Below are 14,534 nucleotides of genomic sequence, written 5' to 3'. Positions count from 1 at the left end.
CTGCGACGCCGAACGTGAAGCCATGGCGATGATTCACCGGAAATCCCGCCCTCGCTTCACGCTCAGCGCGCCAGATTCGGTTCCGGTAACTTCCGCCACCGCATATCGTGACCGCTGATGTTCGACTGGTATCTCTGGATCCTTCGTCTCGATCGCCGGATGGCGCTCGACGTCGATCTCGGTCCGCTGCACGCCCACTTCTACGGCCGGTCCGTCTTCTACATGTGGGTCACGGTCTCGATCCTCGCGCTCGCTGGAATTGCGGTACTCGCATCGCGTAAGCGTGAATTGATCCTGAAATGGATCACCTGGGTGCTGATCGCAATGCTCGTCGGCATCCCGTTCTGGATCGGCAAGAGCGCCACCGCGATACTCGCCGTTGCGTTGGCCGTCGTCGCCGTCATCGAGTTCTCGCGCCTGGTCAAATTGCGCAGGTGCGACACCGCCGTGCTGCTGGTGCTCGCTGTGCTGTATCCGCTGGCGGCATGGTTGCGCCCATCGCTTCTGGCATATGTGCCGGTCGCCGCGCTGCTCTGTGCCTTGCCGTCGGTGCTGTCCGGCGACGTCGAAAACGGGGCTACGCGTGCGGCTTTCACCGCGTTCGGCTCCGTCTGGATCTGCTGGTCACTCTCACTGCTCGTGGTGTTGCAGTCCGAAGCGTTCGTGTTGTTCTTCGCCGTGGCGGCCACCGACGTCGCGGCCTGGTGCGGTGGCAAGGGTTTGCGACGGTTCGGCTGGGCGCGCCGGACATTCACCCCGGTGAGCCCCAATAAGACGATCGGCGGCATCGTCGGCGCGTGTATTGGCGCGGTCATCGTGCTCACCTTGCTCGGCACGATCTCGGTCGGTCTTGTGATCGCGGTCGCGTTCGGCGGTTTGTTCGGCGACCTTCTCGAGTCGCTGGTGAAGCGACAGGCCAAGGTCAAAGATGCCGGCGACTGGCTGCCCGGTTTCGGTGGCCTGCTCGACCGGATCGACTCGCTACTGCTCGTTCTGCCGCTGGCCTTGGCGCTCGGATGACCCACCCAAGCGAGCCGCCGCCACCGTCGATCACCGCGCGATTCGGTGGCGGCGAGCGGACATTCGCGCCGGGCGATGAGGTAAGGATCGGCCGGGACATCCGTGCCGGCATCCGTCTCCCGGAGCCGGTGGTGTCGCGGGTCCACGCGCTGCTGCGGTATGCCAACGATCGCTGGGTCGTGGTCGACAACGACAGCATGAACGGGTTGTTCGTCGACGGGCAGCAAGTGCGTTCGATCGATGTCCGCAATGGGCAGACCATTCACGTCGGCCACAAGGACGGCCCGTCGCTGGCGTTCGAACTCGTGCCGCAAGCTGACGAGCGACCAACGACGCCAATGGACTTCGAGCCCGACGTGTCGAACATGCCGACGAAGGTGGTGCGCCCCCGGCGGCTGGGCACCCGCTCGACACCGCCCCCCGGCGCGACGACCCTCGGGCGGGCTCCGGATAACACCATCGTCATCCCCGACGTGCTCGCGTCGCATTACCACGCGGTCCTGGTACCGACAGAACAGGGAGTCGAGATCAGGGACGCCGGCAGCATGAACGGCACGTTCGTCAACGGCGGGCGTGTCGACGCTGCTGTCCTTCATGACGGCGACGTCGTGACGATCGGCAACGCCGACTTGGTTTTCAGCAGCGGCGCACTGGTCCCTCGTGCCGAGCCCCCGTCGAAGACCGGCGGCCTCGAGGTGTGCCGCGTCAGCGTGACCGTCGAGGGCAATCGCACGCTGCTGGACGACATTTCGTTCTCCGCCGCGCCGGGCACCCTGACGGCGGTGATCGGCCCGTCGGGCTCGGGCAAGTCCACACTGTCGAAGGCGATCACGGGTGGAACGTGGCCGGAGCGGGGCACGGTGTTGTTCGAAGGGCGCGATCTTCATGCCGAGTTCGCCTCGTTGCGCAGCCGGATCGGGCTGGTGCCACAAGAGGACGTCGTGCACCGCCAGCTCACCGTGAATCAGGTGCTGGGATACGCCGCGGAGCTCAGAATGCCCCCCGACACCAGCGAGCAGGACCGGCAGCGCGTGGTCACGCAAGTGCTCGCCGAGCTCGAGCTGACGCCGCATGCCGACAAGCGCGTGGACAAACTGTCCGGTGGGCAGCGCAAGCGCGTGTCGGTCGCGCTGGAACTGTTGACTGGACCGTCGCTGCTCGTCCTCGACGAACCCACAACCGGGCTGGACCCCGCGTTGGACCAGCAGGTGATGAAGATGCTTCGACACCTCGCCGACGCGGGCCGCGTCGTCGTCGTCGTCACGCACTCGTTGGCCTACCTGGAGGTCTGCGACCAGGTGGTCCTGCTGGCGCCGGGCGGAAAAACCGCGTTCTGCGGGCCGCCCGACGACATCGGACCCGCGATGGGCACCACCGACTGGGCCGACATCTTCACCGCGGTCAGTGCTGATCCAGACGCAGCCCGGCGGCGATACCTCGAGCGCAGCGAGCTTCCGGTGTCGCCTCCAGCCGCGGCCGAGGCCGAAAAGCCCGCGCCGACAGGAAAACCCGTGCACACCAGCGTGTGGCGGCAGTTCTCGACGGTCGCGCGCCGTCAGATGCGGCTTCTCGTCGCCGATCGCGGCTACGTGGTGCTTCTGGTGCTGTTGCCGTTCCTCGTCGGCCTGCTACCGCTGACTGTGGCCGGTCACGCCGGCTTCAACATGCCTCCGCTGGACAGCACTGCACCTCTGGAACCCAAGCACATCGTGGCGTTGCTGAACTTCGGCACGATCCTCATGGGCACCACGCTCACGGTGCGTGACCTTATCGGCGAACGCCTCGTGTTCCGCCGCGAACAGGCCGTTGGACTGTCGACCTCGGCGTACCTGTTGGCGAAGATCGCGGTGTACTCCGTGGTGGCGGTGCTTCAATCGGCTGTGCTCGTCCTGGTCGTCACTGCACCGAAGATCGGCAAGCCGGCGCCTGCGGGCGCCGCGGCACTCGGCAGCCCGATGCTGGAGCTGTTCGTCGGAGTCGCCGCGACCTGTGTGGTGGCGGCAGTCCTCGGGCTGCTGCTGTCGGCGTATGCGCAAACCAACGACCAGATGATCGTTCTGCTTGCGGTCGCTCTCACCGCGCAGCTGGTCCTGGCGGGTGGCTTCATCCCGGTGACGGGCCGGCCGCTGCTCGACACGATCTCCTGGATCACCCCCGCGCGGTGGGGTTTTGCGGCGACGGCGTCGACCGCTGATTTGAGCCATCTCGTGATGGGGATCGCTCAAGACTCGCATTGGAAGCACACGGCGTCCGCGTGGTACTTCGACTTGCTCATGCTTGCCGTTCTCGCGGTGTGCTACGCCGCGATCACGCGGTGGAGGATCCGGCTCAAGTCTCGGCGCAGGTGACTCAGGCTGCCAGTGCGTAGCTGCGACGAACGCCTGCCCTCAGCGCGACGACGTGCTCACGCAGCTCCTCGGGCGACGTGGTGTTCGGGTCGATCGCTTCTCCGATGCGGACCTGCATCGGGGCGCGGGAGAACTTTCCGCCCTTGGGCAGCACGTCGGCGGTGCCCGTCAGCGCGACCGGAACCACCGGCACACCGCATTCGCGTGCCAGTCGCAGTGCACCGGAGCGGAATTCGCCGATCGTGCCGTCGGTGGAACGGGTGCCCTCGGGATAGATGACGACGGTGCGCCCGGCCTCGAGCGCGGGACGGACGGCGGCCAGCAGCGCGGCGTAGCCGCCGTCGCCGGACCGCCGCACCGGCAGCACGCCGATCAGCGATGTCGCAACGATGCGCCGGGCCGCGACGGCGAACCAGTAGTCCGCCGCCGCTCCGAAGACAGGCATGGCCTTCGACGGGAGTGCGGCCAGCAGAACCGCGGTGTCGGCGTGCGAGGAGTGATTGGCCACGACGATGCAGCCACCCTTCACGGGCATCTTGCCCTTGACGGTCAGGCCGCCGGAGACGGCGCACACGATCCGCCACAGCCAGTGGCGCAGCATGCTCGAGATGACCTTCATTCGGGTGCAGTCCTTTCGTGTAGCCGGCCTCTGTGGCCGGTCACGAATAGATTGCGGCGATCGCCTTGGGGGAATCTTGGTGGATTCTTGCGGCATAGAAGTGCGACCTTCGTGCTGCTGAGATCGGAGCGGTGTACGACGCGCGGCGCGGCACCCGATTACAGGGTGCCGCGCTCGTTATCGCGCCGTGGTCAGGCGGCCACCGCGGTCAGCACCGGGCGACGGCTGAAGGGCTGCGTGACTGCTTCCGAAAGTGCCTGCTGCTCCTGCTCGGCCTGGCGCTTCGCGGCCAGCTCGCGGCGTGCGGCGCGCAGCCGCAGGAAGGCGGTGAGGATGGATCCGTTGACAATCTGCGTCAGCAGAATCGGCATCAGGATGGGGAAGATGGTCATCAGCAAGACGAACAGGCAGCGTTCGGTCTTGCCCAGCGGGCCTCCGTTGCGTCGCGTCGCGCCGGCGGCCGCGGCCGCCAGGGAGGCGAACGTCGGCAACGTCGCGGCCAGCGCGGCCAGCAGCACCTGGAGCACGGACCACGACAGCCAGTGCAAGCCTGGGCCATGCTGGCGCGCGGCCCACACCGCGAGGCCGGCGAAGGTCAGCAGATCCGAGGTGCGGTCGCCGATCTCGTTGACGACGAAGCCCCAGGGGCGGCTCACGCCGCGGGCGCGGGCAACGGCGCCGTCGAGGTTGGCGCCGGCGAGGCGCAGCGCAAGAAACAGGGCGGCCAGCGGCCACCATCCGAAGGCGATCGCCACACCGGCAGCGCCCGCCGCGACCACTCCGGCCGCGGTGAAGGCATCCGGCGACACCTCACGGGCCACGGCGGCGTTGACGATCGGCGTCAACCGCCGGGTGTACCACGGCTTCAGCGCGTACAGGCCCTTCATCTGCTTGGTTCCTTTCGTGTTGTCGGCCTCTGTGGCCGGTCACGAAAAGATTGCGGCGATCGCCTTGGGGGAATCTTGGTGGATTCTTGTAGCGGGTTTCGCTGCTGCCGAGAACCCAGTTGTTGACGGATTTCAGCCGATTTTCGTCAACAACTGGGTTCTCGGCGTACGGACTAGCGGGTCGGCTCGAGCCCCGTCTTCTTGTCCAGATGCTGGAGTAGTTCGTGGGCGGCCACCTCGACGTCCTTGTGCCGCCATTCCGCAGCGCGGTATACGCAGGCGATCAGGCCGCTGCGGTGAAGGCGTCGAAGGTCGCCGTACACAAACGCGTACCGCGCCTTCGTCTCGTCCGCGGCGCCCTCGGTCAGCCCGAGATGCCAGGCGGCGTACTCGTCCCAGGAGTGGGATTCGAGGTAAGCGTTCTGGGCGTCCGCGCGCGGCTGCACCTCACCCCAGTCGCTGTCGAGGACGTATTGCCGGGCGTCGATCAGTTCGCGTGCCTTGGCCACCGCGGCTTCGTTGAGCGAGTACTTGGCCATAGGGCCATTGTCTACCGAGGGCCGGTTACGGCGCGAGATCGTCGAGTATCTCGTCGGCCATGACAACGGGGAGCAGATGACCGGTGTGTCCCCACTGGCGACCGAGGCCAGATTCCACAGGTCGCTGTGCCCGATCCCGGGCCGATCAATCGCGATAATCTCTGCGCCACAATGACGCCCCGCTTCGTCCATCACCGTGGCATCCATACCGCAACTGAGTCCGCCGTGGTTCCACACCAAGGGCCACCCACCGGGTGACCCAAACCGCCAGACACCGACCTGGTGCCCGTCGACGTCCACGGATGAATCCATCAGTCCGATAGCCGATCGCGAAGCAGTGGCAATCCCGGCCCGTCCAGGGCAGGCAACACGGCCGAGCGGCCCAAGGCGCCCAGCATCAATGCCGCTGCCGGGCCGCGTATCTCGGCCCCGGTACCCCACGCGCGATCAATATCGTTGGCGTGCAGGCGAATTCCTCGCAAGCGCCTCCGGGGCACGAAGCCGAATGGCGTGGGGCCGGTCAGGAAGTCAAGTGCCAGCGCCACCCGCTGCGGGTCGGGTTCATACGGCATTCCGAGCGGGATCTTGATGTCGCCGGCGTGGGCCAGAACGTCGGCCAGCCCTGACCGAGGTCCCGTCACGGGTGGACTGAGCCGGTGGTCGGCATGCTCTCGCAGGGTGTGGGCGATCTCCCTGGCGGGCAACTGTGCGCGACGCCGTGCAAGCTGGTCGATCGCACGTGCGACGCCCCCATGACGTAGCGCCATCCCCTGGAACACCCAGAAGCTGTCCATGAAGACGCTAACAAGATGTGCACCAACGGTTTTCACGGTCCAGCCCGCGCACAGGCTCGGCGTGGCCAACTGCCCGTCGTCGAGGTCGTCCAGCAGCGCCGCGATCTGCCGCCGTTCATCGGCGACGGCGGCGAACACACCTTCGCGATCGACGGGCATCACGTCCTCCGGACCATATATTTGGTTCGGAGCCTACGTTACCGGTAGTGGCCGGGGCGCCCATGGGCTCAGCGAAAACTTCGCGACCACCGCGGCAGACGCGAACGCCCGACAAGCTGGCAGGAGTGCGCCCGGGCCAGCGCGACGGCGGCCGCGGTGAACTCTTGATTGGACACCACCATCGTGGCCGAGCACCGGTGCATCGCGGCGCCCGCGACGACCTGCTGCACGGCCGCCGGACCGATGCGCTGGCCATGGCGCTTGCACTGGACGGCGACGCGCTGCCCGCCCTTGGATGCGATGAGGTCAACTCCGAAATCGCCGGTGACCTTGGTCAGCGATACCCGGTACCCTGCGGCGCGAAGCCTTGCCGCGACATAGCTTTCGAAGGCGGCACCGGTCATCGCGTCGACCTCGCGCAGACCCGATGTCAGATAGGCCACGGCAGGTCGGGCTTTGCGCGCCACCGCGAGTACAGCGCACGCGCCGAGGACAGCCGCAGCCACGCCGATGGTGGTGGCGAGCCGGTGGCCGGGCGACTGCATTCCTACCGCGACGCCGACGAACACCGCCAGAACCACCGCGAACCTCACGCCCGCAGCTAACCAGCACCCACCGACAAGGTCGGCTACCTGCTGAGCTTCTCCTTTACGGTGTCGAGCAGAAATTGCCCCGTCGACGCGGGCCGGAACGCGCGGGCGGCCGCAGTGAGGGCGTCGCGGGATTCCGCGCTCAACTCGATATCCGCGGCGGCCACGTTGAACTCGAGTTGCTCCACGCTGGACGCTCCTGGAATGGCGACCACTCCCGGCAGGCTGATCAGCCATGCGAGCGCCACCTGCGCAGGCTTCGCGTCCACCTGCTTAGCGACGTCGCGCAGTGTCTGCAGCAGCGGCTCGATCCGTCGCAGATTTTCAGTGCCGAACAATGTGTTCAGCGCGCGGACCCCGCCCGGCCGGTTGCCGAGCCCGTATTTGCCGCCGAGAAGTCCTTGTGCCAGCGGGCTGTACGCGATCACGATGCGGTTCTCGCGCTCTGCGAACGGCACGAGGTCGTCAAGGGCCCGCGGCTGGGCGAGGGAGAACTGCACCTGATTGCTGACGACGGGCTGCCCCAGCGCCGCGTCGGCCTTCTTCCAACGCGCGAGCGAGTAGTTCGACACGCCGGCAGCGCCGATGTCGCCGCTGTCGAGCAGGTCACGCATGCCCGGCATGATCACCGAATCCGGCACCACCGGATTCGGTTGGTGAATCTGGTACAGCGGAATGCGATCGAGCTGCAGCCGTCGCGCGCTGGCATGCGCGCGCTGCTTCACCACCGGGGGGAATGGGGCGATCGGCATGATCTTGCTGGCCACCGCGACCTCGGCGCGCTGATCGCCGAGGGCCTCGCCAAGGATCCGCTCGCTCTTGCCTAATCCATAGACCTCCGCGGTGTCGAACAGCGTGACGCCCAGGGCAAGAGAGCGCGCGACGATGTCGCGGGCCGCACCCGATGCGTAGCTGTCCCCGTAACCCCATTCGCGCGAACCGAACTGCCATGTGCCCAGGCCAATTCGGCTGACCTTTCCGACTCCGTCAACCTCGAGATACTTCATGTCCGCCACGCTACCGCGAGTGGCCCGGGTACAGAATCGCGAGATTCACGTTGTGCAGACCGTTACTCGCACTTCTTCTGCATAGCGTGAATCTCGATGCGAAGGGCGGAGGAGACTAGGCGGACCCGTCGACGCTGACCGCCTTCGCCGCGTCGATCTGGTCGGGGGAGTAGCCGATGACGGGCGCTGCGTCACCGTAGACATCGAGGGTGTGGATGAAGCGGTGCAGACCCATCGCGGACGCGCTCATGAACCCGAGTTCGACGATCTGCGCTGCGGTGAAATGTTGGGACAGGCGGCTGTAGAACTCGTCATCCATCGCGTGGTGGTCCGAGGAGAGAAGGTCGATGAACTCGACCGCCATCGCCTCCTGCGGTGACAGGGTGCCGTATCCCGGATCGAGCAGACACGCCACGTCCTCGTCGGTGATCGAGTCATGCTTTCGTGATTGCGAACACGGCTGGCACTCCCCGAGTTGCGCGCTGCGGATGCGGATCAGCTCGAGTATCCGGCCCCCCAGGAGCGTGCCGACGCCCATGTGCGTACGGGCCATGTCCACTTGCGCCAGTTGGGCACTGCGGTACGCGAAGATCTGCAGCGGCACCGGTGTGGCGTACAGGCCCGCAGCCACCCCCGCCTCGATGATCTCTCGCGACTGAGAGCTCAATTCCTCCAGCGGGATCGGCGCGATCCGTGGCATCTGTAGGCCCTTTCCGATGGCGATCGAGCGATCGACAGCGTCATCGGCGCTCGTTGACATCAACGCTTCTGAGTGTAATGCTCATGACAAGGTTTCGAAAACACTGCTTTCGAAATTTGCTGACCGAATGTTGTCTCAAGGCTGGAGTAGTGGTGGCAGACGATCCGGCACCAGCGGCGTGGAAGAATCCGCTAGCGTGGCTGCCGCACTCGATCGCAGAGGCAGCGCTGTCAGAAAATGGCTTTGACGTGGATTCAACTGACGCCTGGGCGCATTTTCAGGAACGCTTGACGGCGGCGCAGCAACTCGTGGCGACGACGCCGGTGAACCGCAACAGCGTCGACTACGCGGCGGGTATACGCCACCTGATGGTGTTGCTGGCAGTCGGAATCGACGTCGCGTTGCGGACCGACCCGGATCCCGTCCTCGCGGTGAACCGCGCCAGCATGGACAACGTCGTCACCTGGGGCCTGGAATGCCCGGACTGTCTGTACATGAACGCCACGCTGCGCGGCGGCGAGTCGTATCGGCTGTTCGGCAATCGGGGCAGTGCCCGCTACGTCGGGCTGCAGACCATGGACGGGATCGCGGCGACGGCCAACTGCCTGGTCGAGGATCTCGCGGTGGGCGCGGACGGGCGGTTCGACGTGATTCTTTCCGCTGACGAGCACGACGGCAACTGGCTGCGACTCGCGGGCGACCATCCCACCTTGACCGTCCGAAACTTCTTCTACGACTGGGACACTGAATCGCCTGCCACGCTGGAGATCGAACGCGTCGGCCCAGCGGTCGAACAGACCTGCGGAACCGGGGTTTCCGTGTCGCGCCAGCTGCACGCGCTCGGTGAGTTCGTCTACGACAACCTCAAGTTCTTCCTCGATTTCGGTGCGATGCCACAGGCAAACGGCTTCGTGCCGCCGATGGATATGACCGAAATGGGTGCGGCAGCCGAAAATCGGCCAGTGATAGGGCGATTCGAGCTCGAACCTGACGAGGCGCTGATACTGGAGTTCCAGCCTCCCGAGGGGGTCTATTGGAGCCTCTCACTGGGCAATCCGTGGCTGGAGACCATTGACTATGCACGCCATCAGTCCAGCCTGAACGGCCACCAGGCGGTGATCGATTCGGACGGCAGCGCGCGGTTCGTCATCGCCGCCCGCGATCCGGGGATCGCGAATTGGCTTGACACCGCGGGCCACAGCAACGGCGCCATGCTTTTGCGTTGTGTTCGCACGGACACCGCTCCTGTGCCGTCCTCACGCGTCGTGAAGTTCGACGACGTCAGCTCGGTACTGCCCGCCGACACGGTGCTCGCCACCGCCGAGGCGCGCGCCGAGACCATCGCCCAGCGCCGCCGCGCCGTCCACGAAAGATTCCGCCGATGACGTTCTCAGCAGACGAACTCCAAGACGGCGCGTGCGCCGCAACAGGTCTCAGTGATTTCGGCTCTTCGTACTACCGGGACGGCCTGGAGGCCACCGTCCACGCCCTCAACACCGAGGCCGACCTCAACGACCTCGGCCGGGTCATGCAGCACGCCACCATCAGCAATGCCCTGATCCAGCGGCTGAAGATCATCGACGCCTACAAGGCACGCCCCGAGATGGCCGACGAGGTCGTCGACGGGCCCGTCGTCGTACTCGGACTGCCGCGGACAGGGACCACCGCTTTGGGCCAATTGATGTCTGCAGACTCGCAATTCAGGTTTCTGAGGACGTGGGAGTCCCAGGCGCCCACCCCGCCTCCCGAGTCCGCGACCCAGCACACGGATCCGCGAATCGCCCAGGCGGCCGAGGGCATCGCGATGGTCGAGCAGATGTTTCCACACTTCCGCGCAACGGTGAGCTCGGAAGCAGAAGCAGCGACCGAATGCCAGGACCTGATGGGCATGAGCTTTCGCACCTTCCACTTCGACGGTGTCGTGCGTGTCCCCGGCTACGTGGAGTGGCTGATGGACACCGACATGCGCGAAACGTACGAATTCCACCGGGACGTGCTCAAGTTACTGCAGTGGCATTGCAAGCCCAGCCTGTGGCTTCTGCGCACACCGGTTCACATGTTCGCGCTCGACGCATTCGTGGAGGTGTACCCGAATGCCAAATTCCTGTGGAGCCACCGTGATCCGGCAAAGGTCCTGGGCTCGGTGTGCAGCCTCATCGCCTACATCCGCAGCTGGAGCAGTGATCGCAAAGATCCCGAAGAACTGGGAGCCGAACAACTGGCCTGGTGGGTCGAGGGCATCGGACGTGCGATGGACTTCCGCAGGAAGTTCGGCGACGACCGCTTCGTCGACGTCTCATTCGCCGATCTGCAGACTGACCCGGTGAACGCCGTCGCGAGAAGCTATGAGCAACTTGGGCTCTCGTTCACCGATGATGCGCGCGCACACGTTCGCCTGTGGGCCGAGGATCATAAACCCGGCCACCGCGGCACCCACTCCTACGACCTCGCCGACTACGGTTTGACACCTGAGCAGGTTCGCGAAGCGTTCGGCGACTACCTGAGTACTTACGACGCGTCGGCCTGAACAGACGATGGCAGTCAACGGAAGTGGTCGTCCACGAGCGGAGCCGGATCCGCGGGTACGCTCGGCGATCTTGTCCGCCGCGGTCGCGATCACGCGCGAGGATGGTATTCGCGCGTTGGGGATCGCGCAGGTGCTTGCCAGGGCCGAACTGAGCACGCGGGCCTTCTATCGCCACTTCGACTCCAAAGACGAATTGGTTGCCGCGATGTTCCTGGACATGGCCAGAGCCGAGAGGCAGCGACTCGAGGAGAAGATGGCCGGACTCGATCCCGTGCGCGCCGTCGCGGCATGGGTGGACGGTCGTCTGGATTTGGCGTTCGATCCGCGAATCCAGTCTGACTTGCGTCAGATATCGCTCGAGGCACAGTCGCAGATATTCGCCGCGCCGTCACTGATCGCACCCGCCTATGCCGAAATCCTTCAGCCGCTGATGGACGAGGTCGAGCGCGGAGCGCGCTCGGGCCTGTTCGCCGGCGTGGATCCCGAGGCGGACGCGCTGTCCATTCACGGCACCGTGTGGGCGAGCGTGGAGGGCCAATGGACAAGCGGGGCCGATGATCTGGCCGATATTCGACAGCGGGTACTTCGGTTCTGCCTGCGCGGTCTTGGTGTCACCACAGCCGTGATCGCCGAGGTCGTGTCCCGGAGCTGAGCGAAACTAGGAAAGGAACGTTGTGGACCTGGGTTTGGCCGGATCGGCTGCCGTGGTTACCGGTGGCAGCAAGGGAATGGGTCTGGCGATCGCGCAGACGTTTGCCGCCGAAGGTGCCCGTGTCGCGGTGATGGCCCGCGGCCGCGCATCTCTCGAAGACGCGGTCGCGTCGTTGAAGGCGGCGGGAGCGCTTGAGGCGCTTGGCATCAGCGTCGACATGGCCGACGCGAACTCGATTGCCGCCGGCTTCGAGATGGTCGGTGACCAGTGGGGCGAGCTGAACAGTCTGGTGCACACGATCGGCCCGGGAGACGGCTATTTCGAGGAGATGACCGACGCGGCGTGGGACGCCGCCTTCGCGCTGGGCACGATGTCGGGTGTGCGGTCGATCCGCGCCGCCCTCCCGATGCTGCGATCCGCCGAGTGGGCGCGCATCGTCACCCTCTCTGCGCATTCCATCCAGCGTCAGAACCCCCGCATCGTCGCCTACACCGCGTCGAAGGCCGCGTTGACGAGCGTGACCAAGAATCTGTCGAAAAGCCTTGCCAAGGACGGCATCCTGGTCAATTGCGTATGCCCCGGAACCATCGTGACGGCGAGTTTCACCGAGCAGCTCCGCGACATTCTTGCCGCCGACGGTCTGGATGCCACCGATCCCGTCGACGTGATGACCTGGATCGACAACAACTTCCACCAACCGTGCGATCTCGGCCGGGCCGGACTGCCGGAGGAGATCGCCTCGATCACGACGTATCTGGCGTCGCGGCGCAACGGATATGTCACCGGGGCCACGGTCAACGTCGACGGCGGCAGCGATTTCGTCTGAGTGGCGAGGGCTCAGCTCGTCGTCGGGCCCAGCGCATACTCTCCGGTATCGGGATGGTGGTACCAACCGGAAGCCGCCTGAGTGCCACCGTCAACGTGAATCGTCTGCCCGGTGATATAGCTCGCCAGGTCTGAGGCGAGAAATACTGCAGCACCGGCCATTTCGTCAGTGTGGCCAGCACGGCCCATGGGTACCGTCAGGCCGAATCGCTCCGCTGATCCCGGCGGCGCGATCTGCATGATTCCCTCCGTCAGCGTGATGTCCGGCGCCAGCGCGTTGACTCGGATGCCATGCGGGGCAAGCTCGAGCGCCGCGGTCTTTGTGTAGTTGATCACGCCGGCCTTCGCGGCGGCGTACGTCGCGTATCCGGGTGCCGCCCTTACTCCTTCGATGGACGTCACGCTGATGATGCTGCCCGGCAGCTTGTGCTCGACCATCTGACGGGCGACCCGCTGGGTGCACAGGTAGACATGACGCAGATTCGACTTGTACAGCGCATCCCAGCCGTTCTCGGTGGTCTCCAGGATTCCGGAGTGGAACACTCCGCCGGCATTGTTCACCAGGATCGTCACCGCACCCAGTTCGGCGGTGGTCTGCGCCAGCGCGGCATCCACCTGGCCGCTGTCGCGGACGTCCGTCGTGATGCCCAGCGCGCCGATGTCGTCGGCGGCCGCCGCGCACGACACCGGGTCGCGTTCCCAGATCGCCACCGACGCGCCGAATGCCCGCAACCCTGCGGCGATGCCCCGGCCGATCCCGGCGCCGCCGCCCGTGACCACGGCCACCCTGTCGCTGAGCAGAATCTGCGATGGGTCGATAGCCATACCGCGACTGTAGACGATAACTGCAGTTGATGTATTACAGTTGTTACATTCCTCGTAATATTTGTCAGGGAGAGGGCGCTCATGGCCAGCACGATTTTTGTCACCGGCGGTACGGGACAGACCGGGGCCAACGTCTGCGAGCAGTTGATACAGCGCGGCGACAATGTCCGCGCGCTCGTGCGCAATCCCGATGAGGCGACGGCGCTGTCGGAGATCGGTGTCGAACTCATCAAGGGGGACATCAGCGATCGCGACGACGTCGGCCACGCCGCCACGGGCTCCGATGCCGCGATTCACTGCGCGGCGCTGCTGGGCGGTGCCAGCCAGCACATCGACGATTTCAGAGCGGTCAACCAGGTCGGGACATCCAATGTGCTCGACGCCGGAAAAGCTTGCGGCATGCGCCGGGTCGTCGCGCTGAGTACCGCCACGTTCATCGATCTGACCACCTCGCTGCCGTTCGAGGAGGCGCCTGTCCTGAAGAATCCGCCCGACGATCCCTACACCGTCACGAAGCTGGCCGCATTCCTCGAGGCGCATGAGCGCGCCGCCGCCGGCGAGGACGTGCTCACCTGCCACCCGGGCGCGATATTCGGGCCGGCTCTGGTGGTCGAACGTGCGTTGCACCGCACCAGCTTCAACCGGGTGTTGTTGGCGGGCATGCGCGGACGGATCAAGCGGTATCTCGCGTTTCCAGTGACGTGGGTGGCGGGTGCCGACGTCGCCGCGGGAGCGATTGCCGCCCTGGACCACGGCGTCGCGGGCGAGCGGTACCTGTTGACGGGGCAGCCGGATGCCAACATCAGCACCGCAGCCGGGATCAACCGTGCGTGCGAGATCGCCGGAATCGACCACCGCGTGGAGGACGTCGACTACCGCTTCGACCCGGAGGCACTCACCTCCGAGTTCGGCCCGACGCTGATGGCGATCGCCGCCGCCGCGGCTCGCGATGTGCGGCCGCCAAGGCCGAAGGACAATCTGACCAGCACGCGCCTGGGGTACGACCCGATGTCCTTTGACGACGGACTGCGCCTGCTCATCC

At 65.8% G+C, this 14,534-nt stretch carries 15 protein-coding genes; 7 read left to right on the top strand and 8 right to left on the bottom strand.

Going from position 1 to position 14,534, the window contains the following annotated elements:
* The first annotated feature begins 117 nt into the window (after positions 1-117).
* A complete protein-coding gene (locus QOH60_RS23455) occupies positions 118-1,020 on the top strand; it encodes a phosphatidate cytidylyltransferase (protein ID WP_526424276.1) in 903 nt (300 codons plus the stop codon).
* Entirely contained in the window at positions 1,017-3,368 is a 2,352-nt protein-coding gene (locus QOH60_RS23450) for an FHA domain-containing protein (RefSeq protein ID WP_526424275.1), read from the top strand. Before QOH60_RS23455 ends, QOH60_RS23450 begins: the two co-directional genes overlap by 4 nt.
* Before the next feature lies 1 nt (position 3,369).
* On the opposite strand, the gene QOH60_RS23445 is transcribed toward QOH60_RS23450, so the two are convergent.
* The 7 genes from QOH60_RS23445 to QOH60_RS23415 all read right to left on the bottom strand — a co-directional run bounded on the left by QOH60_RS23445 (position 3,370) and on the right by QOH60_RS23415 (position 8,723).
* Positions 3,370-3,987 carry a lysophospholipid acyltransferase family protein gene (locus QOH60_RS23445; RefSeq protein ID WP_526424274.1) on the bottom strand — a complete coding sequence of 206 codons (618 nt, stop codon included), beginning with the start codon at positions 3,985-3,987 and terminating at the stop codon, positions 3,370-3,372.
* A 191-nt stretch (positions 3,988-4,178) separates the two neighbouring features.
* Positions 4,179-4,874 carry a CDP-alcohol phosphatidyltransferase family protein gene (locus QOH60_RS23440; protein ID WP_526424273.1) on the bottom strand — a complete coding sequence of 232 codons (696 nt, stop codon included), beginning with the start codon at positions 4,872-4,874 and terminating at the stop codon, positions 4,179-4,181.
* A 173-nt stretch (positions 4,875-5,047) separates the two neighbouring features.
* Positions 5,048-5,413, bottom strand: coding sequence for a hypothetical protein (locus tag QOH60_RS23435; protein ID WP_526424272.1), 366 nt, complete (start codon positions 5,411-5,413; stop codon positions 5,048-5,050).
* A 311-nt stretch (positions 5,414-5,724) separates the two neighbouring features.
* Complete coding sequence (locus QOH60_RS23430) at positions 5,725-6,366, bottom strand: maleylpyruvate isomerase family mycothiol-dependent enzyme (protein WP_526424271.1); 642 nt, start codon at positions 6,364-6,366, stop codon at positions 5,725-5,727.
* Positions 6,367-6,434: 68 nt separating this feature from the next.
* Entirely contained in the window at positions 6,435-6,959 is a 525-nt protein-coding gene (locus tag QOH60_RS23425) for a restriction endonuclease (RefSeq protein ID WP_526424270.1), read from the bottom strand.
* A 35-nt stretch (positions 6,960-6,994) separates the two neighbouring features.
* Positions 6,995-7,963, bottom strand: coding sequence for an aldo/keto reductase (locus QOH60_RS23420; protein WP_526424269.1), 969 nt, complete (start codon positions 7,961-7,963; stop codon positions 6,995-6,997).
* A 115-nt stretch (positions 7,964-8,078) separates the two neighbouring features.
* Complete coding sequence (locus tag QOH60_RS23415; RefSeq protein ID WP_526424268.1) at positions 8,079-8,723, bottom strand: carboxymuconolactone decarboxylase family protein; 645 nt, start codon at positions 8,721-8,723, stop codon at positions 8,079-8,081.
* A 92-nt stretch (positions 8,724-8,815) separates the two neighbouring features.
* On the opposite strand from QOH60_RS23415, the gene QOH60_RS23410 reads away from it, so the two are divergent.
* The 4 genes from QOH60_RS23410 to QOH60_RS23395 all read left to right on the top strand — a co-directional run bounded on the left by QOH60_RS23410 (position 8,816) and on the right by QOH60_RS23395 (position 12,668).
* Complete coding sequence (locus QOH60_RS23410; RefSeq protein WP_526424267.1) at positions 8,816-10,048, top strand: DUF1214 domain-containing protein; 1,233 nt, start codon at positions 8,816-8,818, stop codon at positions 10,046-10,048.
* Positions 10,045-11,190: a sulfotransferase gene (locus QOH60_RS23405; protein ID WP_526424266.1), complete on the top strand. Its 1,146-nt coding sequence runs from the start codon at positions 10,045-10,047 to the stop codon at positions 11,188-11,190. The genes QOH60_RS23410 and QOH60_RS23405 overlap by 4 nt, the downstream gene beginning before the upstream one ends.
* 70 nt (positions 11,191-11,260) lie before the next feature.
* Positions 11,261-11,842, top strand: a complete 582-nt coding sequence (locus tag QOH60_RS23400) for a TetR/AcrR family transcriptional regulator (RefSeq protein ID WP_526424265.1) — start codon at positions 11,261-11,263, stop codon at positions 11,840-11,842.
* Positions 11,843-11,864: 22 nt separating this feature from the next.
* Positions 11,865-12,668, top strand: a complete 804-nt coding sequence (locus tag QOH60_RS23395; protein WP_526424264.1) for an SDR family NAD(P)-dependent oxidoreductase — start codon at positions 11,865-11,867, stop codon at positions 12,666-12,668.
* 11 nt (positions 12,669-12,679) lie between these two features.
* On the opposite strand, the gene QOH60_RS23390 is transcribed toward QOH60_RS23395, so the two are convergent.
* The gene (locus QOH60_RS23390) at positions 12,680-13,492 is read right to left on the bottom strand and encodes an SDR family NAD(P)-dependent oxidoreductase (protein ID WP_526424263.1); all 813 of its coding nucleotides are present in this window, start codon (positions 13,490-13,492) and stop codon (positions 12,680-12,682) included.
* Positions 13,493-13,573: 81 nt separating this feature from the next.
* Between QOH60_RS23390 and QOH60_RS23385 the strand changes: the two genes are divergently transcribed.
* The coding region (locus QOH60_RS23385; RefSeq protein WP_526424262.1) for an NAD-dependent epimerase/dehydratase family protein at positions 13,574-14,534 on the top strand (961 nt) is incomplete at its 3' end.

This window comes from Mycobacterium sp. (genome assembly GCF_032159765.1).
GTDB lineage: Bacteria > Actinomycetota > Actinomycetes > Mycobacteriales > Mycobacteriaceae > Mycobacterium.
Note: the sequence above shows the minus strand (reverse complement) of the source record. Positions and strands in the feature narration are given on the sequence as shown.

Coding starts and splice junctions, on each gene's coding strand:
- QOH60_RS23455 (WP_526424276.1), top strand. CDS start 118: ATGTTCGACTGGTATCTCTGGATCCTTCGTCTCGATCGCCGGATGGCG.
- QOH60_RS23450 (WP_526424275.1), top strand. CDS start 1,017: ATGACCCACCCAAGCGAGCCGCCGCCACCGTCGATCACCGCGCGATTC.
- QOH60_RS23445 (WP_526424274.1), bottom strand. CDS start 3,987: ATGAAGGTCATCTCGAGCATGCTGCGCCACTGGCTGTGGCGGATCGTG.
- QOH60_RS23440 (WP_526424273.1), bottom strand. CDS start 4,874: ATGAAGGGCCTGTACGCGCTGAAGCCGTGGTACACCCGGCGGTTGACG.
- QOH60_RS23435 (WP_526424272.1), bottom strand. CDS start 5,413: ATGGCCAAGTACTCGCTCAACGAAGCCGCGGTGGCCAAGGCACGCGAA.
- QOH60_RS23430 (WP_526424271.1), bottom strand. CDS start 6,366: ATGCCCGTCGATCGCGAAGGTGTGTTCGCCGCCGTCGCCGATGAACGG.
- QOH60_RS23420 (WP_526424269.1), bottom strand. CDS start 7,963: ATGAAGTATCTCGAGGTTGACGGAGTCGGAAAGGTCAGCCGAATTGGC.
- QOH60_RS23415 (WP_526424268.1), bottom strand. CDS start 8,723: ATGTCAACGAGCGCCGATGACGCTGTCGATCGCTCGATCGCCATCGGA.
- QOH60_RS23405 (WP_526424266.1), top strand. CDS start 10,045: ATGACGTTCTCAGCAGACGAACTCCAAGACGGCGCGTGCGCCGCAACA.
- QOH60_RS23390 (WP_526424263.1), bottom strand. CDS start 13,492: ATGGCTATCGACCCATCGCAGATTCTGCTCAGCGACAGGGTGGCCGTG.